The following is a 20,939-nucleotide window of genomic DNA, read 5'->3' as shown; positions in this document are numbered from 1 at the left end:
GCACCCCTTTTCATTTTCTGGCGTTCAGCGTACACTTTCGGCCGCATTGGCTGCTGGCTGGCGTCGTTTCCCGTTGTTATTGTTTCTTGTTCATGATCCGTCTGGCAATCCAGAAATCGGGCCGCCTCAGCGAAGACTCTTTGTCGTTGATTCGCGAGTGTGGCATTAGCTTCGTTAGCAGCTCGTACAAGCTCAAAACCGAAGCCACCAATTTTCCCCTCGAAATTTTATACCTGCGCGACGACGACATTCCTGGCTACGTGCAGGATGGCGTGGCCGACCTAGGCGTGGTAGGCCAGAACGTGCTGGTAGAAGCCGGCCTGCCCGAGCTGGAAGTGGAACCCCTAGGTTTCAGCAAGTGCCGCTTGTCGTTGGCGGTGCCGCGCGGCGAGGCCTACGCCTCAGTAGCCGACCTGCAGGGCAAGAACATTGCCACCTCGTACCCGCAAATCCTAGGTACTTACCTCGCCGGCCACGGCGTGCAGGCCAACCTGCACACCATCAGCGGCTCCGTGGAAATTGCGCCGAGCATTGGCCTGGCCGATGCCATCTGCGACATTGTATCGTCGGGCTCCACGCTGTTGGGCAACGGCTTGCGCGAAGTAGAAACGGTGTTCCGCTCCGAGGCCGTATTGATTGCCAACCGCGCATTGTCGGCCGAAAAACAAGCCCTGCTGGAACAGCTGCAGTTTCGGATGCAGGCCGTGCGCCGCGCGCGCCGCAACAAGTACATTGTGCTAAACGCCCCCGTAGCGTCGCTCGATGCCGTGAAGGCGCTGCTGCCCGGCATCAAGTCGCCCACGGTTACGCCACTGGCTGAGCAAGGCTGGGTTTCGGTGCAATCGGTGGTAAATGAGGACGACTTCTGGCATGTTACGGATCAGCTGAAAGCCGTGGGTGCCGAAGGCATTCTGGTGCTGCCCATCGAGAAGATGATTAGTTAGGTTATAGGGCTTAGGTGTCAGGTTTTAGGGCTCGGAGACGAAACCGCTTATAACCCACAACCTAAGCCCCAGGCCCTAATACCTAAAACTTAACACATGCAAATCATTCAATATCCTTCGCCGGCTGAGTGGGCTGCTTTGCAGCAGCGCCCGGCCCAAGGCGAAGCGAAGCAGGTGGAGCAGCGGGTGCGTGAAATTTTCGACGACGTGCGCCAACGCGGCGACGAGGCGTTGCTGCACTACGCCGCCGTGCTCGACGGAGCAACCCTAGGTAGCCTGCGCGTTTCGCCCGGCGAGGTGCGCGCGGCCATTGCCCAAGTACCCGCCGACTTGCAAGCCGCCATTCGGCAGGCCTACCAGAATATCGAACGTTTTCACGCGGCCCAGCGCGAGGGCGAGCTGCGCCTCGAAACCATGCCCGGCGTGGAGTGCTGGCGCCGCTCGGTGCCGGTGCAGCGGGTGGGCTTGTACATACCCGGCGGCACGGCGCCCTTGTTCAGCACCTTGCTGATGCTGGGCGTGCCCGCGCGCCTGGCCGGATGCCCCGAAATTGTGTTGTGCACGCCCCCCGGCAAAGACGGCTCCGTTAACCCCGTCATCTTGTTCACGGCTGAGCTGCTCGGCATCGATACCATCGTTAAAGCCGGGGGCGCCCAAGCCGTAGCCGCACTCACGGGCGGCACCACCAGCGTACCGGCCGTCGATAAGATTTTCGGCCCGGGCAACCGCTACGTAACGGCCGCCAAACAGCTCGCCGCGCAGCGCGGCGTGGCCATCGACATGCCCGCTGGGCCCTCGGAGGTGCTGGTAATTGCCGACGAAACCGCGAATCCCGTGTTCGTGGCGGCCGATTTGCTGAGCCAGGCCGAGCACGGGCCCGATTCGCAAGTGGTGTTGCTGTCCAACTCGCCGCGCGTGCTCGAGCAAGTAACGGCCGAGGTACAACGCCAGTTGGCCGAGTTGCCCCGGCACGAAGTAGCGGCATTGGCCTTGCGCGAAAGCCGCGCCATTTTGCTGCGCACCTCCGAGGAAATGCTGCTGTTCTCGAACCAGTACGCGCCCGAGCACTTGATTCTGGCCGTTGAAAACGCCGAGGCCATGGCCGCGGGCGTAACCAGCGCTGGCTCGGTGTTCCTAGGTCACCTCACGCCCGAGGCGGCTGGCGACTATGCCTCGGGTACCAACCACACGCTGCCCACCAACGGCTACGCCCGCAACTACAGCGGCGTATCGCTCGACTCGTTCGTGAAGAAAATAACCTTCCAGCGCATCACGCCAGCCGGTCTACGGGCCCTAGGCCCCGTTGTCGAAGCCATGGCCGAGGCCGAAGGCTTGCGCGCCCACGCCCGAGCAGTAACGCTGCGCTTGGCTTCGCTGAAGGAAGAATGAGGAATGAATAAGGAAGCGGGCGGCCACATGGGTTGTTCGTTGCCGCCTGATTCATGCTTATTGAAGTAATTCTTCATTCCTCCTTCTTCATTCGTCCTTCTCTAATGAACCTCGACTCACTCATACGGCCCAACATCCGGGCCATGAAACCCTACGCTTCGGCCCGCGACGAATTTCAGGGCACGGCGCAGGTAATGCTGGATGCCAACGAAAACAGCCTGGGCTCGGTGGGGCCGCAGGCGTTCAACCGGTACCCCGATCCGCTGCAGCGCGCCGTGAAAGCCGAAGTAGCCAAGCTCAAGCACGTCCGTCCGGAGCAAATCTTCCTGGGCAACGGCTCCGACGAAGCCATCGACTTGCTGCTGCGCCTTACTTGCGTGCCCGGCCAGGATAGCATTGCCATTCTGCCGCCCACCTACGGCATGTACGAGGTGGCCGCAAACCTCAACGACGTGGCCATTGAGCGTATCCCGCTCACGGGCGATTTTCAGCTTTCGGCCGAGGTTATTAATAAGGTGTTGGCCTCGGATGCGAAAGTTGTTTTTCTGTGCTCGCCCAACAACCCCACCGGCAACCTGCTGCACCAGGATGCCATCGAGCAAATCCTGCGCGGCTTCCGTGGTATTGTTGTGGTTGACGAGGCTTACGTAGATTTTGCCGACGCTCCGAGCTGGACCACTCGCCTCGACGAGTTTGCCAACCTGGTGGTGCTGCAGACGTTTTCGAAGGCCTGGGGCATGGCTGGCCTGCGCCTGGGTATGGCTTTCGCATCGGCCGAGCTGATTGGCTACCTCAACAAGATCAAGCCTCCTTACAATATCTCGGAGGCTACGCAACAGCATGCGTTTGCTGGCCTGCGCGACGCGGCCCGCTTTGAGCAAATGCGGCAAGAACTCCTGACCGGCCGCGCGTGGTTGCAGCAGCAGCTGCCTGCAGTAGGCATTGTGGAAGAAGTGTTTCCATCCGATGCCAACTTCTTGCTCGTCCGCTTCCGGCCCGATGCCACTGCCGTGTATGAGTACCTGCTCGGCAAAGGCATCGTGGTGCGCAACCGCACTACCCAGCCAGGCTGCGCGGGTTGCCTGCGCCTGACGGTGGGCACGCCCGCCGAGAATGAGCAACTGCTCGAAGCCCTGCAGCAGTTTGCCTAGGTAAGATAAGCCGCCCCTCTCATTGGCAGCGGGGCGGCTTTGTTTGTTCAACTACTTCCCAACGCGAGGCCCTAGGTCTTGCGACTTTCACATGAAAAAAGTGCTTTTCATCGACCGCGACGGTACCATTTTGGTAGAGCCGCAGCCCAACCAGCAGGTCGATAGTTTCGATAAGTTTCAGTTTTTGCCGGGGGCCATCAGCAACCTGGCGCGCATCGCTCGCGAGCTTGACTACGAGTTGGTGCTCGTAACAAACCAAGATGGCCTGGGCACGGCGTCGTTCCCGGAGGACACCTTCTGGCCTTGCCAAAACCTGATGCTCGACATTTTGCGCGGCGAAGGGGTGGAGTTTGTGCGTAGCCACATCGACCGCAGCTTCGCGCACGAAAACCTGCCGACGCGCAAGCCCGGCATTGGCATGCTTACGGAGTACCTCGATGCGGCCAACGGTTACGACCTGCCGAACTCCTACGTGCTCGGCGACCGGATTACCGACGTGCAGCTAGCCGAGAACCTAGGTTGCCAATCCATCCTGATCAGCGACGAACTCCGCGACGACCGCGCGGCACTGACGACAACTAGCTGGGATGCGATATACCAGTTTCTGCGTTTGCCCGCTCGCAAGGCCGTGGTACAACGCGACACGAACGAAACGAAAATTCGGGTGGAGCTGAACCTCGACGGCAGCGGGAAGCACAGCATAAAAACGGGCCTCGGATTTTTTGACCACATGATTGATCAGCTGGCCAAGCACAGCGGCGTCGATATGCTGGTAGAGGTACAAGGCGACTTGCACATCGACGAACACCACACGATTGAAGACACTGCCATTGCCATCGGCGAAGCGTTCAACCAAGCCATCGGCGACAAGCGTGGAGTAGCTCGGTACGGCTTCTTGCTACCCATGGATGACTCGTTGGCGCAAGCGGCTATCGATTTTTCGGGCCGCCCATGGCTGGTGTGGGATGCCACGTTCAAGCGCGAAAAAGTAGGAGACATGCCTACCGAAATGTTTTACCATTTCTTTAAAAGCTTCTCCGACGCAGCCCGCTGCAACCTCAATATAAAGTGCGAGGGCGACAACGAGCACCATAAGATTGAGGCCATCTTTAAGGCAGTAGCCAAAGCAACGAAAGCTGCACTGCAGCGTGATGCTGCTAAGATGGAAATACCTAGCACCAAAGGCGTTCTGTAGGGCTTAAACATATGTTTATACAAATGGGAAAGCTGCCTAAGAGACTTACTTGTGTAGCATAACACGGATTCATTACCGCCTTCTCATTTGTATAAACATTTGGTATAACGAAATGGAAATAGCAGTAATTGACTACAAAGGCGGCAATGTTCAGTCGGTGTTGTTTGCCTTGGAGCGCCTAGGCGTACAAGCAACCCTGACCGCTGATCATGACGTCATCCGACGGGCCGACAAGATCTTGTTTCCGGGGGAAGGCGAGGCAGCTTCGGCCATGCACGAGCTCCGCGCCCAAGGCCTCGACAAACTCTTGCCTACGCTCGAGCAGCCATTCCTGGGTATATGCCTGGGGATGCAGTTGCTGGGGCAGCACAGCGAAGAAGGCGACACGCAGCTACTCGGCATTTTGCCCTTTGAGGTAAAGCGCTTCGCACCCGATGCCCAGCACAAAGTGCCGCACATGGGCTGGAACAACCTGCAACGGCTGCGCACGCCGTTGTTCGAAGGCTTGCGCGAGGAAGACTTCGTGTATTTCGTGCACAGCTACTATGCCCCGGTAGGCGAGTACACCATTGCGGAAGCAGTTTACCCGGCGCCATTTAGTGCCGCGGTGCAGCACCGCAACTTCTACGCGGTGCAGTTCCACACCGAGAAAAGCGGCCCAGTAGGTACCCGCATCCTTCAGAACTTTTTGGCGCTCTAACCTAGGGCCGCCAGAACACCATACCAGCATGATGGAAATCATTCCCGCCATCGACCTCATCGGTGGCCAATGCGTACGCCTCACCGAGGGCGACTTTGCGCAGCAAACCACGTACGACTCCGACCCGTTGGCCGTAGCTCAGCGTTTCGAGCAGCACGGCATGCGCCGCCTGCACCTCGTCGACCTTGATGGCGCCCGCGCTAAGCGGCCCGTAAACCTGCCCGTGCTCGAGCGCATTGCCCGCCACACCAACCTGATCATCGACTTTGGGGGCGGCTTGCAGCAAGAGGAAGCCGTACGGCAAGCCTTCGATGCCGGCGCGGCGCAAATCACGGCGGGCAGCATTGCCGTGCGCGAGCCCGACACCGTGCAGGCTTGGCTGCGCAGCTTCGGGGCCGAGCGCATCATCGTCGGTGCCGACTTCCGCGACAACCACATTTCCATCAACGCCTGGGCCGAGCAATCGGAGCGGACCCTGGCCGAGTTTGTGGCCGCGTACCTAGGCGCCGGCGCCGCCACCTTTGTGTGCACCGACGTCAGCAAGGATGGCAAGCTGCAAGGCCCGTCCCTTGGTGCTTACAAAGCCTTACGCGCCGAACTGCCGCAAGCGCAGCTGGTAGCCAGCGGTGGCGTAACCACCATTGCCGATGTGGAGGCCCTGGCCGAAGTAGGCATGTACGGCGCCATCATCGGCAAGGCTATATACGAGGGCACCATTCGGCTCGAAGACCTCAGCCGGTTCGTAGCCTAGGTTCCTTTCTGTACTTTCAACCTAAAGAAGATGCTGACCAAACGCATCATTCCGTGCCTCGATGTAAAGGACGGCCGCACCGTGAAGGGCATCCGTTTCGAGGGTTTGCGCGACGCCGGCGACCCGGTAGCCCTGGCGTCGCAATACGCGAAGCAGGGCGCCGACGAGCTGGTGTTCCTCGATATAACCGCCACCAACCAGAAGCGGCAAACGCTGGTGGCCCTGGTGCGCGACGTAGCCCGCGAGCTGGACATCCCGTTCACCGTAGGCGGCGGCATTGGCGCCGTGGCCGATGTGGAAGCGCTGTTGCTCAACGGGGCCGATAAAGTTTCGATTAACTCGGCCGCCTTGCAGCGCCCCGAGCTGATTGATGAGCTGGCCCGCCGCTTCGGTTCGCAGTGCATTGTGGTGGCCGTGGATGCCCGCCACACGCCCGAAGCCGGGTGGCAGGTGTATACCCGCGCCGGTACCGTAGCTACGGGCCTCGATGCCGTGGCGTGGTGCCGCGAAGCCGCCGAGCGCGGGGCCGGCGAGCTGCTGCTTACCTCCATGAGCCACGACGGCACCAAGGATGGTTTTGCGCTGGATGTAACCGGTGCCGTGTGCCAGGCCGTGAGCGTACCCGTAATTGCCTCGGGCGGGGCGGGCAAAATGGAGCACTTTACCGACGTGTTTCAGCAAGCCCAGGCTGATGCTGGCTTGGCGGCCAGCATCTTCCACTTCGGCGAAATCGGCATTCCTGATTTAAAGCAGCACTTGCGGGCCGCCGGCCTGCCGGTAAGATTATGAGTTGTCGGTTGTCGGTTGCCAGTTGTCAGTTTATCCTGACTTGCATGGGCACTGACATCGGACAACTCAAATCCGGTCACTGGCAACCGGCAACGGACAACTGATAACTCAAATGACTTTAGACTTCGAAAAAATGGGCGGGCTGATTCCGGCCGTAGTGCAGGACGCCGACACCGGGCAGGTGTTGATGCTGGGCTACGTGAACGAGGAGGCGCTGAGCAAAACCGAGCAGGAGGGACGCGTTACCTTTTTCTCGCGCTCCAAGAATCGCCTCTGGACGAAAGGCGAAACCAGCGGCCACTACCTAACCGTGGTAAGCCTGCACCCCGACTGCGACAACGACGCGCTGCTCATCCGGGCCCGGCCCGACGGCCCTACGTGCCACCGCGGCACCGTTAGCTGTTTCGAGCAGGAGGAGCAAGCAGCGTTGCCCACGGCCCCGGTAAGCTTTTTGGCCGAGCTGGAGCGCTTGGTTTCCCGGCGTCAGCAACACCCCGACGAAGAACCCAATTCGTACACGGTAAAGCTCTTTCAGAAGGGTATGCCGAAGATTGCCCAGAAAGTAGGCGAGGAGGCCGTAGAAACGGTCATCGACGCGGTAGCAGGCAACCGCGAAGGCCTGAAAGGCGAAGCCGCTGATTTGCTGTACCACCTGCTGGTGCTGCTCCGCGCCTCGAACCTAGGCATTGAAGATGTGGTGGAGGTGCTGCGCCAACGCCACAGCACAATATCGGCCGGAACTCGCCGCGATTAAGACGGATGGAAACCGGCAGAGAAAAGCCCGGCCGGAACACTTCCGGCCGGGCTTTGTCTTTGCCAACTGGTTTATCCAGGCCTATAAACGATAACCAAACTGCAGCGCCGCGGCCAGGCCGGTGTTGGTAACAAGCTTTTTGCGCTCGGCAGGTTGGTAGCTCTGCAGTTGCGGATCGTACTTGTAAGGGCGAATTACCGCAAAGGCCATGCTCGGCCCTAGGTTTATATCAAACGTGAAACGCTGGCCAAGCTGAAATTGCCGGCCGATGTTCAGCTTAAGGGCTTGGCCATCGTGGTACCAATCCTCCGAGCTGCTCGCGCTACCGCGGCTGAAGCTGTTGCCTAGGTAAACAACTCCGCCGGCGGCGTACCAACCAATAAGAACAGGTTTGCTCGACTGCAAGTAACGCCGGTAGGTTAGCTCAACGGAAATCTCATGCAAGTTTGTTCGGGTAAAGCCACGGTACGAACTCTTCCAATAGGCCACCCCGCCTTGTAGGCTCGAATGTGCCCCCAACTGGCGTTCGTAGCTGAGCATCACACCCCGGTTCCAGTTTCCCAGCAGCCCCAGCTTAAGGGCATGCGCTTTGCCCGCAGGCGTGGTTTGAACTGGCCCGACGCTTGGTTCGGATTGTGCCTGCCCGACAACCGGTGCAAGGCCGAACAGGACCGCAACAGATGCGATTAAAACGTGCTTCATCAAATTTGTTAGGTGTATAGCATTCCATCAACGCCTGCTTCGGCCTTGCTATATAGCAGCGTTAAAATAAATGCCAGCGTGGCGCAATGCCGCACCCGGCATCGGGTGAGCGGCTGCGCACGCAATGCAGCCCGATTTCCTGCCTACCTTGCAGGCCGTTTTCTAAGTTATGCCCGATAACTCCCGCTACCTCGCCACGCAGTCGTTTACCGTTTTGGTGCCGGTTTACAACGAAGAAGAAAGCCTGCAGCAGTTTGTGGCCGAGATGAACAAGTTTCTGGAAGTAACCCCGGTGGCTACTACCGTGCTGTTTGTCAACGACGGCTCCACCGACGGCTCCTTGGCGCTGATGCGCAACATCTGCCGCCAAGACACCCGCTACGAGTTCGTTTCGCTGGCCCAAAACCGCGGGCTAAGCACGGCCATCAAAGCCGGCATCGACCATGCCCGGGGCACCCTGGTGGGCTACATCGATTCGGACATCCAGACCACGCCCATGGACTTCCTGGAGCTGCTGCCGTTTTTGCCCGAGTACGATATGGCAACGGGCATTCGGGCCAAGCGGCAGGATTCGCCGGTGAAGCTGCTTTCGTCGAAAATCGCGAACAATTTTCGGCGGTTAATGATTAACGATGGGATTGTGGATACGGGCTGCCCGCTCAAGATCCTCAAAACGGAATACGCCCGGCGCATTCCGCTGTTCCATGGCATGCACCGTTTCCTGGGTGCGTTGGTGCAGTTGCAAGGCGGCAAGGTAAAGCAGCTGCCGGTGCGGCACTTTCCGCGCTTTGCCGGCACGGCCAAGTATAACCTCTGGAACCGGTTGTGGAAGCCCCTGGTGGATACCTTCGGCTACCGCTGGATTCGCTCGCGCTGGAAGAACTACGAAATCGGAGAGAAGCACCACCACGCCGCCTAGGTGGCACCCGCTGGCATGAAAACCGAAACCGTTGCCCTGCTGATCGGGCTTGCGTCGCAGCTGCTCTTCTCGAGCCGCATTGTGGTGCAATGGGTTCAGAGCGAGCGGGCCAAGCGGGTACTGGTGCCCAGTGTGTTCTGGCAAATCAGCCTGGTGTCGTCGTTTCTGATGATCATTTACGGCATGCTGCGCCACGACCCCATCATTCTGGGGGCGCAAGTCATCAGCTATGCCATTTACATCCGCAACCTGCAGCTGCTGGGCGAGTGGGGCAAGCTCACGCCGGTGTTTCGGTTTGCGGCCTACGCGTTTCCGTTGGCAGCCCTAGGTTGGTTTGTGGCCGGCACGCCGCATTTCAGCCTGCAAGCCATGCTTTCCTCGCGCATTCCGGGGGGGTGGTTGCTGCTCGGGGCGGTGGGGCAAACGGTGTTCCTGCTGCGTTTTGTGTACCAGTGGCTCTACTCGGAGCGCAAAGGAGAGTCGGTGTTGCCGTTGGGTTTCTGGCTGGTTAGCTTCGTCGGCTCCGTGATGATTCTGGTGTACGCTGCGCTGCGCCACGATGCGGTGCTGATACTGGGCAACGTTTTCGGTACGGTGGTGTATGCCCGCAACATCGTGTTGCTCCGCCGCGAACTTCAGCAGCCCACCACCGAAGCGGCTGCCAATGCAGCGCCCATCGAGGAACCGGAAGTGCAGGCCAGATAGCGCACGGCGTGAGTGGTACCTAGGGGGAAAGTTTAAGCGTAGCTGCTTGCCTTAGGCTTGCGCGGGCTCGGGTACGGCATCAAGCCAGTGCACAAACGCCTGCAGCCCCGTTTCGAGCGAGGTAGCCGGGTTATAGCCGAGCAGCTGTTGCGCTTTGCTGATGTCGGCAAAGGTTACCTCAACGTCGCCGGCTTGCATGGGCTGAAACTGCAACTCGGGAGTTACGCCAACGGCTTTGCCCGCGGCGGCAACCAGCTCGAGCAAGGGTATTGGGCGGTTATTGCCCAGGTTGATGGTTTCGTACACCCGCGCCTGCGCCATGAGGTAACGCACCCCGCGCACAATGCCATCTACTGTATCGGTTACGTAGGTATAATCGCGGGCCGTGGTGCCATCCCCAAATACCGGAATGGGTTGGCCAGCGCGCAGCAGCCGAATGAACTTGTGGATAGCCAAATCGGGCCGTTGGCGCGGCCCGTACACGGTAAAGAAGCGCGCGTTCAGTACGCTCAGCTGGTAGAGGTGGTGGTAGGTGTAGGTTAGCTGCTCGCCGGCCAGTTTGGAGGCCGCATAGGGCGAAATACACGAAGCCAGCAGGGGTTCATCTTCGCGGAATGGCCGGCGCGGCGTGTTGCCGTATACCGACGACGACGAAGCAAATAGCAAGCGCTGCACCCCGCGTAAGCGCATCCATTCGAGCAGGTGGGTGGTGCCCACCACATTGTTATCGAGGTAAGCGGCGGGCTCGTTTACCGATGGCCCTACGCCGGCTTTGGCCGCCAGGTGCACTACCACGTCGGGTGTTTCGTCGGGAAACGCTGCGTTCAGGGTTTCTACGCCGTGGCGCAAGTCCAACTCGGCAAACCCAAAGTTTGGGTGGCCCAACAAGCCGGTCAGGTTTTGCTCTTTCGTTTCGCGACGGTAGAACGGGTCGAAATTGTCGAGCCCGTACACGCGAAATCCGTCGGCTAGCAACCGCTCGCAAAGGTGCGAACCGATAAAGCCTGCGCAGCCGGTAACCAGAACCGTGGGCATGTAGTTGGGAGCAGAAACAGGGGTAAGCATGAGGCCAGCAAAGGTATAAGAAATGACAGGCCGCCTAGCGTGGGCACTGCGCAGCTTTTACGCACGAGTTTCGTACTAACGGCAGGCAGCTAAATAACTATGGGCAACACTTTGTTTGCGGCGGCGGGCTGGCCGCGCCGCTGGGTGCAGTGGGTTGTGTTGGGGCTGGTGCTTGGGTTTGGGTTGTTTGCCGAGCTAGGCGCGCCCGAAATAGGCCTGATGGAGGCGCGCAATTTTGTGGCCGCCCGCGAGATGCACGCTGGCGGCTCGTGGCTCCTGCCAACCCTTAATGGGGAGCTTCGCCTTGCCAAGCCGCCGTTGCCAACCTGGCTGGTGGCAGGGGTGATGCAGCTTACCGGCAACACCACCGACCTAGGGCTGCTGCGTTTGCCTTCGGCTGTGGGGGCCTGCCTGCTGGTGTTGTTTTTCTGGGCCCTGGCCCGCCAGCTTACCCCGCCCGCCGACGCAGGCCGCACCGCTTGGCTGGCGGCGCTGGTGTTGGCCAGCTCGTTGCTGCTGCTCACCGTAGGCCGCGACGGCAACGGGTGGGACGTGTATGCGTACTGCTTTGCCACCGGCGCTCTGGCGGCCTTTGCACGGGGGCTCGAGCAACCCGCCTACGGGTGGGGGTGGTTTGGGCTGGCGGGTGTGCTGTTAGGTTTATCAGCGCTCAGCAAGGGCCCGGTGGCCCTCTACGGCATGGTGCTGCCCTTTGCGTTGGCTTACCTCTGGAAATTCGATTCAGCCAACCTGCGCCGTTGTAAAGCGGGCCTGTTGGTTATGGCGGCCGTGGGCGTGCTGGTAGCGGGGGCGTGGCCCTTGTATGTGTACTTGCACCACGCCGCCGAGGCGGCGCAGGTAGCGCAAACCGAAAGCAGCTCGTGGGCCAGCCGGCACGTGCAGCCGCTTTGGTACTACCTGAATTTTCCGGTTTTTATGGGGCTGTGGGCGTTGGCGGCCCTAGGGGCGTTGGTTTGGCCGTACGCCCGGCCCCGGTGCCAACCCTACGTGCCGTATGCCTTCGCCGTGGCCTGGGCACTGCTGACGGTTGCGTTGCTCTCGGTGGTGCCCGAGAAGAAAGAACGGTACCTGTTGCCGGTGCTGCCGCCGCTGGCTTTGTTGGTGGCCGGGCTCTTGCGCCATTGGCTTTCCGTGAGCCAGCTACAGCTCCGGCGCCCCGACACATGGTTGCTGCGGGCATGGGTAGGGGTGTTGGCCTTGGCTTGCCTGTGTACGCCGCTTGCCTTGGCCTGGGCAAAATTACCCTCCTTCGAACCTGCGTCGGTCCGGTTCTGGGCTGTGGGTGGGGTTTGTATGGCCCTGTTTGCCGGGCTTGCGCTGGCACTACCTAGGCGTATGGCAGCCGGCGCTGTGGTGGCCAGTGTTGCAGCAGTGGTAACCGTAACCGCTTTGCTGTTGCCTGCCTATACCGAATGGCGCGCCCGCCGGCAGGAGGCTGGTCTTCGCCCGCAAGCGGTAGTGGTGGCCGAGCATCCAGAGCTCCGCAACCTGCCGGTGTACGCGCTGAGTCCCATGCAGGTGAAATGGGTTTGGGGAGCCGGTAGGGCAGTGCCGCTCATTTCTGCGTCACCCGACACCATTCCGTTCCGGCGTTTGCCCGTCATGGTATACGCCGCTCAGCGCGCCGAAGCGGCAGTACCGAAATCGTGGCAGCAACGCTTCCGGGTTTGTACCCTCGACAGCTTTAACCTAGGGAACCGCCATTCCGACGGCAAGTGGTACCTGAACTTAGTAATGGAGCGTTAGCAACGCCCTGCTTAACATAATAATGTTCCAGGAGTAAATGAATGGAGCGGCGGTAGGGTAGGTAGTGCCCATTCATGCCGCCCCGGTTATTCACGTCCCTGTAGGCTACCTAGGCAAGTGCTTGCGTATCTTTTCCAAGAGCGCATGCACAATCGCTAAGTCGGCTTCGTCTTGCACCGATAACTGGCTGTCCAACCCAGGCCCCGTAATCCGAATGGCATAAGAGGCGGAATGGGTTTCTGCTGGCGCGGTATCAATCGCAGGTACGTGTTCATGCTGGGGCGGTACAGCGGCGTTTGCTACAGGCACTGCATTATATACTGGGGCCTCGGTCTGTGTAGCAGGTGCCGCTGCCATTGTATTGCCCACGCGGACATTCGCGGAGGCAGCCTGCGCATGCGTCGACGGCGTCATATATGGTACGCCATTGCTTGTTCCAACCTGCGGCGGTACTGCCGGCGCCACGGGAGTTACCCCCGGGCTTAGTCCAAACAAACTTGAAACCGCGTCGGTGCTGGTAGCATTCGAGTAGCCGGAAGTAACAGCCGGGCTCAACGCCGGTTTATCTTCATCCGGACGGAAGAGATTCAAATTCATCTCCGGGCTGGCAATATCCCTGCGCGGAACGGCCTGGGCCATCTGGTCGATGTCGGCTATAATGTTGCGTTCGTCTAGCACATCAACCATTCGAGCGCCTTCAACGAAGGCTCGTGCAACGTTTTGGGCGTTGATTTCTTCTACGCCAAACTCCCTTACCAGCATCACATCAAACATATGCACGGGCAATTCGCGGTTACGAAACTTGCGGCATATGTGCGCGAACAGCGGCGGATGCAAGAATGCCTCGCGATGAAAGATTTTCTCCTCCTGTTTGTCGTAGGCGTGTTTTATCCGCCTAAACAAATTGGTGGTTGTAAGCATCTCTCGTTTGCTGGTAAGTAAACCAAACTTAACAGCCGAACCCAGGATAGCCTTGAAGCTACCGCTCACTTTTCGGTTGAGCTTACGGGCACATGCGTCAATAGAGCACTTGCCACCAGTGTCATCAACGATTTCTGAGACCTCCCAAGCTGAAAGGTATGTAGTTCGGGGGTAGTCTATGGTCTTAGGCATATTATATAGTGTGGTAGTAAATATAAGGAAATTAGTAATAAAAAGCACTAAAAGTAATAAAAATTATATGCTATTTTTTGCTTTTTATACTTTCATATGCTAATAGGGTATAGAAATGATATATACCCAAAAGGAATACATGTAACAGAATAAAAATCTATCTAACGTAGGGCGGGAAGCAGGAGGGAGATTAGCACCACAGCCCGTCTAATAAGGAATAAACGCCGTCTATTAAGTCAATTGGTTGCTGCATACGTTTTAATGCCTGCTAATAAGTAATCGATGTAGACAAGCGCAAAATGCCTTAAATAAAAGGGGCCATGCTCCGCTTGACACACAGACCAAGCAGAAATCAAGTCACAATAGCCTGAAGAAACCGAACGTAAATTGGTAATTAGCTCAGTAAGGTTGAAAAACAAGTAAGCTCAGATTAAACAGACTTGCAGGTGGGTGTCAAACTACTCCATCAAGCACGGGTGTCAAAAGCCGTGAGTATTCATCTAACAGACAAAACGTATGGCGATTAGCCAATTAATTCAAAGAAGAGCCCAGCCAACGTGGCTTGAGTGACCAGCGCAAATTCCAACACACAACAAGGGTGAAACGAACCAAAGAATGCGACTAGATAGATACAGATTAGGTGTAAAGTGAATCCAACACCAATGAACATAGTAGCTGCACGAGCAGCGACACATGCCAATGACATGTAAAACAGCGAATAGTAGCCCCAGATGAACTAAATAACATTAGTGTTATAATTTATATTATGTTAAGTAATGCTTTTAAAAAGCAGCCCAATTTACCGACTGGGCTGCTTCGGGCCTAGGCCCTATTTCATCAACTTCTCAGCATCGGCTTTGCGGCCAACGCTAGTGTAAGCTTTCTGAAGCGCGTTGCGCACGCCTGCTTCGTTCGGGTTGAGCTGCATGGCGGTTTCGAAGTACGGAATAGCCTGTTCCATAAACTTCTTGCCGTTGGCTTCCATGGTCTTGCCTTTGGCCTGGTAAGTCTTCAAATCCATCTTGTTAACGGTTTTGAAGATATCGGCGCCTTTGTTGAAGTAATAAACACCGATGTTGAACTGCGAGTCGAAGTTCTTCGGGTCTAGCTCAACGGCTTTTTTGTGAGCCGCCAAGGCTTGCTCCGGCTGCTTGTTCTGCTCGTGTACCGAGCCGAGCACCGAGTACAAGTTCGAGTTGTTCGGATCGGCGGCAATGGCCTTCTGAATTTTCTCGATTGCCTGCGGCCCGCGGCCCGAGCTCAGAGCGATGTTTAGATCTTCGAGCAAGAACTGCTTGTTGTTCGGGTAAGCAACCAAAGCTTGCTGAATGACTTTGTTGGCTTCCGCTTCGTTCTTCTCTTGGCGAGCAATTTGCAGCAAGCGGCCGTACATCTGCGGCGACTTGTAGTTGATGGCCATCAGCTTGCCGTAGTTTTCCTTGGCCTGCCCTAGGTCTTGCTTGGCCTCGGCGGCGTAGGCAGCGTACAGCAAAGCGGTGGTGTCTTGCGGCTTAATCTGCTGCGCCATGCGGTACGAAGCCAACGCGTCGTCGTACTTCTGCGCGTTGTAGCTTTCCACGCCGGAGTTCAACGCGATGCCGTAGATATTTTCGAGGCGCTGCGTGGCCTGCTTGCCGTAGTCGCTGTCTTTGCCTTCCAGCGCAATGGCTTTCTGATACGATTCGAACGCTACTTTGGTGCCTTCGCCGGGTTGCAGCGCCTTGCCGTAAATCGGGCTCTGGGCCATGCCCTCGTAGATTTCGCCACGGGTGTACCAGGTTTTGGCCTTGTCCTTGGTTTTTTCGTGGGTAATGGCCTTGTCAATTTCAGTGCGCGCCTTGTCGAGCGTGCCCTGCTTTTGCATGAGGATGGCATTGGTAACGGCCGAGTTCTGTGCCGAAGCCACTTGAATAGCCAGCGCGGCCAGAACCGTCAGAAGTGTTTTCTTCATAGCAGTTGGAAGAAGAGAATACTGTGGTGAAAGTTTAGTGCGGTTGTGGGTTGCCCCAAGTGCCGAGGGTTACTCGGCACCTAGGGTTTCCACATCGTTGGGTTGCTCGGAGGCCAGCTCCAGCGGGCTTCCCTCCTGCTGTTCGACGGCCAACTCGGCCTCTTCCAGCTCTTTGTCTTCGGCGGCTACTTTCGCCACCGACGAAATCTCGTCGCCTTCGTTGATCTTGATCAGACGTACGCCCTGCGTGGCGCGGCCAATCGAGCGAACATCAGCCACGCGCAAACGGATGGTAATGCCCGAGCGGTTGATGATCATCAGATCGTCGTCGTCGTTGACATCTTTAATGGCAACAAGCGCGCCGGTTTTCTCGGTCACCTTCAGGGTGCTTACCCCTTTGGCGCCGCGGTTGGTAATGCGGTAGTCGTCGATGGGGCTGCGCTTGCCGTAACCCGTTTCCGATACCACCAGCAGTTCCTTGTTCGGGTCGGCCAGGCACACCATACCCACCACACGGTCGTCCGCGTCTTCGGCTAGGGTGATACCCCGTACACCGGCCGCCGTCCGGCCCATCGGGCGCACATTGGCTTCGTTAAAACGAACAGCTCGACCTTGCTTGGAGGCCAGGATAACCTCGCTGCTGCCCGTCGTGAGCTGCACGTCGAGCAGACGGTCGCCTTCGTTGATGGTGATGGCGTTGATGCCGGCCGCACGAGGGCGCGAGTATGCCTCGAGCGTGGTTTTCTTCACGGTGCCCTGCTCCGTGCAGAACATCAGGTAGTTGTTCTGGGCGTAGTCGGGGTCGCGCAAATCGCGCACGTTCAGTACCGAACGCACCGGGTCGTTGGCCAACTCCGGAATCAGGTTCTGAATCGGACGACCTTTGGCTGCTTTACCGCCCTCGGGCAGTTCGTAGGCTTTGATCCAGTACAAGCGGCCGCCTTCGGTGAAGAGCAACAGGAAGTCGTGGGTGGATGCCACAAACAGGTGCTCGGTGAAGTCGGCCTCCTTCGATGAAGCGCCGCGCGAACCTAGGCCACCGCGGCCCTGGGCACGGTACTCATCGAGCGAGGTGCGCTTGATGTAGCCTTCGTTGGAGATGGTGATTACCATCGATTCCTCGGCAATCAGCGACTCAAAGTCGATGTCGCCGCCGGCGTACTCGATTTCGGTGCGGCGCGAGTCGCCGTACCGGTCGCGAATGTCGCTCAGCTCGGTCCGGATAATGTCGCGCTGCATTTCGGGCGAGTCCAGCACGGCCTTCAGGTGGTCGATGAGCTTCATCAGCTCCTGGTACTCGTTCACGATCTTGTCGCGCTCGAGGCCGGTGAGGCGCTGCAAACGCATGTCCAGAATCGCGCGGGCCTGCACGTCGCTCAAGGCAAACCGCTCGATGAGCTGCGCACGGGCCAGTTCCGGGTCGCGCGACGAACGAATGAGAGCAATAACCTCGTCGAGGTGGTCGAGCGCAATCAGCAGGCCCTCCAGGATGTGGGCACGCTTCTGGGCTTCGGCCAGCTCAAACTTGGTGCGGCGGATGATAACCTCGCTGCGGTGCTCCACGAAGTGCACGATCAAATCGCGCAGGTTCAGCGTCATGGGGCGGCCTTTTACCAGGGCCACGTTGTTCACGCCGAACGTCGACTGCAGCTGGGTGTACTTGAACAGGTTGTTCAACACCACCTGTGGCACAGCATCGCGCTTAAGGTCGTACACCACGCGCAAACCGTCGCGGTCCGACTCGTCGCGCAGGTCCGAAATGCCCTCGATCTTTTTCTCGTTGATCAGCTCGGCCGTGCGCTGAATCATTGCCGCCTTGTTCACCATATAGGGAACCTCGGTAACGATGATTTGCTCCTTGCCGGTGGGCGTGGTTTCGAAGTGCGTTTTGGCGCGCATTACGATGCGGCCCCGGCCCGTTTCCAGGGCCTGGCGTACGCCTTCGTAACCGTAAATGACACCACCCGTAGGGAAGTCCGGAGCCTTCACGTACTCCATCAGCTCCTGCACGGTAATCTCGGGGTTGGCCAAGTAAGCCACGATGCCGTCCACTACCTCCGTGAGGTTGTGCGGCGCCATGTTGGTGGCCATACCCACGGCAATACCCGACGAGCCGTTGACCAGCAGGTTCGGGAATTTGGCGGGCATTACCGAGGGCTCCTCGAGCGAGTCGTCGAAGTTAGCCTGGAAATCAACCGTGTCCTTGTCCAAGTCGCCGAGCAGCTCATCGGCCAAGCGCTTGAGGCGGGCTTCGGTGTAACGCATGGCCGCCGGCGAGTCGCCGTCGATGGAGCCGAAGTTGCCCTGGCCATCGACGAGCGGGTAGCGCAACGACCAATCCTGCGCCATGCGCACCATGGTGTCGTATACCGAGGAGTCGCCGTGCGGGTGATACTTACCCAGCACCTCCCCTACGATACGGGCGCTTTTCTTGTATGCCTTGTTGTAGGATACGCCCAGCTCGCTCATGCCGTAAAGCACACGGCGGTGCACCGGCTTCAGGCCGTCGCGCACATCGGGCAAGGCACGCGAGATGATAACGGACATCGAGTAGTCGATGTACGCGCCGCGCATCTCGTCCTCAATGTTGATGGGAATAATCTTTTCGCCTTCAGCCATTAGACAAAACGAAAGGCCACCGCGCCTCTTACTGTTGAGGTTGCGGCGCCCGGTTTAAAGTTGGATTTAAGAGGGCAAGATACCGAAAAAAAGCCGTTTTTCCTAGCGTAATCACGGTTTTGGCTTGCTACGGTTGTTGTGCATTTTACCGTCGGGCTGGTTGTGCACTTTGATCTTTTCACCGATCGAGGGGTTTTGCTTTTTGTAGATCGGTTGCCCGCGGTACTTCACTTGGTTGTGGTAGTGCACCTTGCGCACGTGGCACGAAACCATGGGGCAAGTGCGGCAGCCGGCCAGCAGCGCAAGCAGCAACATACCGGGCACCAAGCCAAGCCGAATCAAACGAAAGTCCATTTTCATCTTGCGACAAAACAACGCAAAAACACCCGGTTTTGTGCCGGTTAATTGGATATAAACAGGCTTTTTATTCACGTTCCAAGTCGCTTCCCTCCCACTCCCGCAGAAACTGCGCCAGGAACTGCTCCATGAAAGCATGCCGCTCATCCGCCACGCGGCGGGCCGCGGCGGTATGAAGCCGCTCGCGCAGGTGCAAGAGCTTTTCGTAGAAATGGTTGATGGTGGGGCCGCCGTTGTTTTTGTACTCGGCGAATGTCCCGTGCTGCACGGGCGGTACGCTGGGGTCGTGCAGGGCGCGGCCCTTGTGCCCGCCGTAGGCAAACGCCCGCGCCACGCCAATGGCCCCGATGGCATCGAGGCGGTCGGCATCCTGCACGCAGGCAGCCTCGGGGGTGCTGGCGGGCGTGGCCACGCCGGCGCCCTTAAACGAAACCTCCCGAATGATCTGCTCGACGCGGGCTATCAACGCCTCATCGGCACCTAGGCTGCTAAGCCAAGCGTGCGCGGCCCTAGGTCCGGCTTCTTCGTCGCCGCCGTGGAACTTCCAATCGGCAATGTCGTGGAGCAGGGCGGCTAGTTCGGTTACGAGGGTATCGGCCCCTTCGGCCCGGGCAAATGCGCGCGCGCCCAGCCATACCCGGCGGATGTGCGCCCAATCGTGGCCGGAGCCCTCGAAGGCAAATTTCTCTTCGACAAACGCGGCGGTGCGCGTAATCAGCTCATCGGGAGCAAGTGCGTGCATGCAAGTAACAGTTGTGGGGGCACCGGTGGCACCGGCCGGCCTAGGTGGCCAGGCCGCCGCATGCACCGGGCACCTAGGGCTTAGTCGATGACAGGGTGCCGCTCAAAGGGACGGGTGCGGTCGAAGTAGTAACGCAAGGTGTGGTGCTCGCGCCAGGGCGTGGCGCCGAGCAGCTCCACTACCGACATCATTTTTGGGTTGAAGTCGCCGATCCAATTCAGCACAGTGTGGGTGTAGGGCAAGCCGCCGGGCTTCTGAATCACCAGCGCCGATTCGTAGACCATAGCGGCCTCCACGCCCTTGCGTTGGTGTTCGGGCACTACCCCAAACACCACCCCAAACATGGTCTTCACGGTTTTGCGCAGCTGGTGGTATTTGAACTGGATTTTCTGCCACCACCCCAGCTTGCCGTTGAAGCGGCGCAAAACCTCGTTGATTTCGGGCAGGCTGATGAAAAAGGAAATCGGTTGTTTGTCGTAGTAGCCAAACCACACCAGCTTCTCGTCGAGAATGCCGAGCATGCTCTTCATGATCTTTACCGAGGCTTCCTCCGACATGGGCTTGACGCCGTGCTTTACCCAGGCTTTGTTGTACACGTCGCGGAAGTCGGCCGCGTACTTGCGCCACTCGCGCCGGCGCATGTGCCGAAACTCGTAGCGCGGGTCGTGGGCAATGCGCTCGGCCCGTTTCATGATGGAGGGGTGCAGCTCGCCTGCCACGGAGCGAGAATACGTTACCTGCTTGTAAAACGTCTGGAACCCGTAGGTGCGCAGCAGCGGCTCGTAGTAGGCGGGGTTGTAGCTAGCTCCGTAAATGGGCGAGCCGAAGTTCTGCGTGAGCACCCCCCACCACTTGTCCCGGTCGCCGAAGTTGATGGGGCCATCCATGCCCTCGATGCCGCGGGCGGCCAACCAGTCGCGGCAGGCATCGAGCAGCACATTGGCCGCGGCCTGGTCGTCGATGCATTCGAAGAAGCCCATGCCGCCCATCTTGCGGAAGATGCCTTTTGTAGAAGAAGCCGGTGCCTGGTCGGCAGAATCGGGTGCGCTGGGCTCCGGCTCGGCCGGAAAAGCGGCCTCGCGGTTGATAAAGGCCGCCACCCGGCCGATGGTCTGGCCGGCGTGGTTGAGCAGCAACCAGCGCTGGCATTCGCCGTTGCGCAGCAGCTTGTTTTTGGCCGGGTCGAACACCGCGTTTACATCCTGATCGAGCGGGCGGATGTAGTTCGGGTCGTGGGCGTAGATAACGCGGGGCGGAAACTCCAAAAATTCGCGGGCGTGGGCCGGCGTACTTACTTCAACAAGCTGCATGCACGTGTGCCGAACA

19 protein-coding genes are annotated in these 20,939 nt (G+C 58.7%); 11 read left to right on the top strand and 8 right to left on the bottom strand.

Going from position 1 to position 20,939, the window contains the following annotated elements:
• Positions 1-92 precede the first annotated feature (92 nt).
• From hisG to hisIE, 8 genes are all read left to right on the top strand, one after another.
• Positions 93-944, top strand: a complete 852-nt coding sequence (hisG, locus tag D3Y59_RS04430) for an ATP phosphoribosyltransferase (protein ID WP_119443956.1) — start codon at positions 93-95, stop codon at positions 942-944.
• 96 nt (positions 945-1,040) lie between these two features.
• A complete protein-coding gene (gene hisD, locus D3Y59_RS04425) occupies positions 1,041-2,333 on the top strand; it encodes a histidinol dehydrogenase (protein ID WP_119443955.1) in 1,293 nt (430 codons plus the stop codon).
• Positions 2,334-2,386: 53 nt separating this feature from the next.
• Positions 2,387-3,484 carry a histidinol-phosphate transaminase gene (gene hisC, locus D3Y59_RS04420; protein ID WP_119443954.1) on the top strand — a complete coding sequence of 366 codons (1,098 nt, stop codon included), beginning with the start codon at positions 2,387-2,389 and terminating at the stop codon, positions 3,482-3,484.
• 91 nt (positions 3,485-3,575) lie between these two features.
• Complete coding sequence (hisB, locus tag D3Y59_RS04415; RefSeq protein WP_119443953.1) at positions 3,576-4,679, top strand: bifunctional histidinol-phosphatase/imidazoleglycerol-phosphate dehydratase HisB; 1,104 nt, start codon at positions 3,576-3,578, stop codon at positions 4,677-4,679.
• A 112-nt stretch (positions 4,680-4,791) separates the two neighbouring features.
• The gene (gene hisH, locus D3Y59_RS04410) at positions 4,792-5,379 is read left to right on the top strand and encodes an imidazole glycerol phosphate synthase subunit HisH (protein WP_119443952.1); all 588 of its coding nucleotides are present in this window, start codon (positions 4,792-4,794) and stop codon (positions 5,377-5,379) included.
• A gap of 31 nt (positions 5,380-5,410) precedes the next feature.
• Positions 5,411-6,130 carry a 1-(5-phosphoribosyl)-5-[(5-phosphoribosylamino)methylideneamino]imidazole-4-carboxamide isomerase gene (gene hisA / locus D3Y59_RS04405; protein ID WP_119446318.1) on the top strand — a complete coding sequence of 240 codons (720 nt, stop codon included), beginning with the start codon at positions 5,411-5,413 and terminating at the stop codon, positions 6,128-6,130.
• A gap of 30 nt (positions 6,131-6,160) precedes the next feature.
• Positions 6,161-6,919, top strand: a complete 759-nt coding sequence (hisF, locus tag D3Y59_RS04400) for an imidazole glycerol phosphate synthase subunit HisF (RefSeq protein ID WP_119443951.1) — start codon at positions 6,161-6,163, stop codon at positions 6,917-6,919.
• A gap of 112 nt (positions 6,920-7,031) precedes the next feature.
• Entirely contained in the window at positions 7,032-7,673 is a 642-nt protein-coding gene (hisIE, locus tag D3Y59_RS04395) for a bifunctional phosphoribosyl-AMP cyclohydrolase/phosphoribosyl-ATP diphosphatase HisIE (protein WP_119443950.1), read from the top strand.
• An 81-nt stretch (positions 7,674-7,754) separates the two neighbouring features.
• Here the strand turns inward: hisIE and D3Y59_RS04390 are convergent, their stop codons facing one another.
• The gene (locus tag D3Y59_RS04390) at positions 7,755-8,375 is read right to left on the bottom strand and encodes a DUF3575 domain-containing protein (RefSeq protein ID WP_119443949.1); all 621 of its coding nucleotides are present in this window, start codon (positions 8,373-8,375) and stop codon (positions 7,755-7,757) included.
• Positions 8,376-8,544: 169 nt separating this feature from the next.
• On the opposite strand from D3Y59_RS04390, the gene D3Y59_RS04385 reads away from it, so the two are divergent.
• Together D3Y59_RS04385 and D3Y59_RS04380 are read left to right on the top strand one after the other, a co-directional pair.
• Positions 8,545-9,294 (top strand): glycosyltransferase, encoded by a 750-nt coding sequence (locus tag D3Y59_RS04385; RefSeq protein WP_119443948.1) that lies wholly within the window; start codon positions 8,545-8,547, stop codon positions 9,292-9,294.
• A 15-nt stretch (positions 9,295-9,309) separates the two neighbouring features.
• The gene (locus tag D3Y59_RS04380; RefSeq protein ID WP_119443947.1) at positions 9,310-9,999 is read left to right on the top strand and encodes a lipid-A-disaccharide synthase N-terminal domain-containing protein; all 690 of its coding nucleotides are present in this window, start codon (positions 9,310-9,312) and stop codon (positions 9,997-9,999) included.
• 51 nt (positions 10,000-10,050) lie between these two features.
• On the opposite strand, the gene D3Y59_RS04375 is transcribed toward D3Y59_RS04380, so the two are convergent.
• A complete protein-coding gene (locus D3Y59_RS04375) occupies positions 10,051-11,064 on the bottom strand; it encodes a GDP-mannose 4,6-dehydratase (RefSeq protein ID WP_240410528.1) in 1,014 nt (337 codons plus the stop codon).
• 99 nt (positions 11,065-11,163) lie between these two features.
• On the opposite strand from D3Y59_RS04375, the gene D3Y59_RS04370 reads away from it, so the two are divergent.
• On the top strand, positions 11,164-12,831 hold the full coding sequence (locus tag D3Y59_RS04370; protein ID WP_119443946.1) for an ArnT family glycosyltransferase: 1,668 nt from the start codon (positions 11,164-11,166) through the stop codon (positions 12,829-12,831).
• A 105-nt stretch (positions 12,832-12,936) separates the two neighbouring features.
• Here the strand turns inward: D3Y59_RS04370 and D3Y59_RS04365 are convergent, their stop codons facing one another.
• The 6 genes from D3Y59_RS04365 to D3Y59_RS04340 form a co-directional block, all read right to left on the bottom strand.
• Positions 12,937-13,944 carry a hypothetical protein gene (locus D3Y59_RS04365; RefSeq protein WP_119443945.1) on the bottom strand — a complete coding sequence of 336 codons (1,008 nt, stop codon included), beginning with the start codon at positions 13,942-13,944 and terminating at the stop codon, positions 12,937-12,939.
• Between the two features lie 829 nt (positions 13,945-14,773).
• Positions 14,774-15,895, bottom strand: a complete 1,122-nt coding sequence (locus D3Y59_RS04360; RefSeq protein WP_119443944.1) for a tetratricopeptide repeat protein — start codon at positions 15,893-15,895, stop codon at positions 14,774-14,776.
• Positions 15,896-15,964: 69 nt separating this feature from the next.
• Positions 15,965-18,514 (bottom strand): DNA gyrase subunit A, encoded by a 2,550-nt coding sequence (gene gyrA / locus D3Y59_RS04355; protein ID WP_119443943.1) that lies wholly within the window; start codon positions 18,512-18,514, stop codon positions 15,965-15,967.
• 111 nt (positions 18,515-18,625) lie between these two features.
• Positions 18,626-18,868, bottom strand: a complete 243-nt coding sequence (locus D3Y59_RS04350; protein ID WP_162910538.1) for a hypothetical protein — start codon at positions 18,866-18,868, stop codon at positions 18,626-18,628.
• A 70-nt stretch (positions 18,869-18,938) separates the two neighbouring features.
• Positions 18,939-19,613 (bottom strand): HD domain-containing protein, encoded by a 675-nt coding sequence (locus tag D3Y59_RS04345; RefSeq protein ID WP_119443941.1) that lies wholly within the window; start codon positions 19,611-19,613, stop codon positions 18,939-18,941.
• Between the two features lie 80 nt (positions 19,614-19,693).
• Positions 19,694-20,923 (bottom strand): hypothetical protein, encoded by a 1,230-nt coding sequence (locus tag D3Y59_RS04340; protein ID WP_119443940.1) that lies wholly within the window; start codon positions 20,921-20,923, stop codon positions 19,694-19,696.
• Positions 20,924-20,939 lie beyond the last annotated feature (16 nt).

Source organism: Hymenobacter oligotrophus (genome assembly GCF_003574965.1).
In the GTDB taxonomy this organism is placed as follows: Bacteria; Bacteroidota; Bacteroidia; order Cytophagales; family Hymenobacteraceae; genus Solirubrum; species Solirubrum oligotrophum.
Note: the sequence above shows the minus strand (reverse complement) of the source record. Positions and strands in the feature narration are given on the sequence as shown.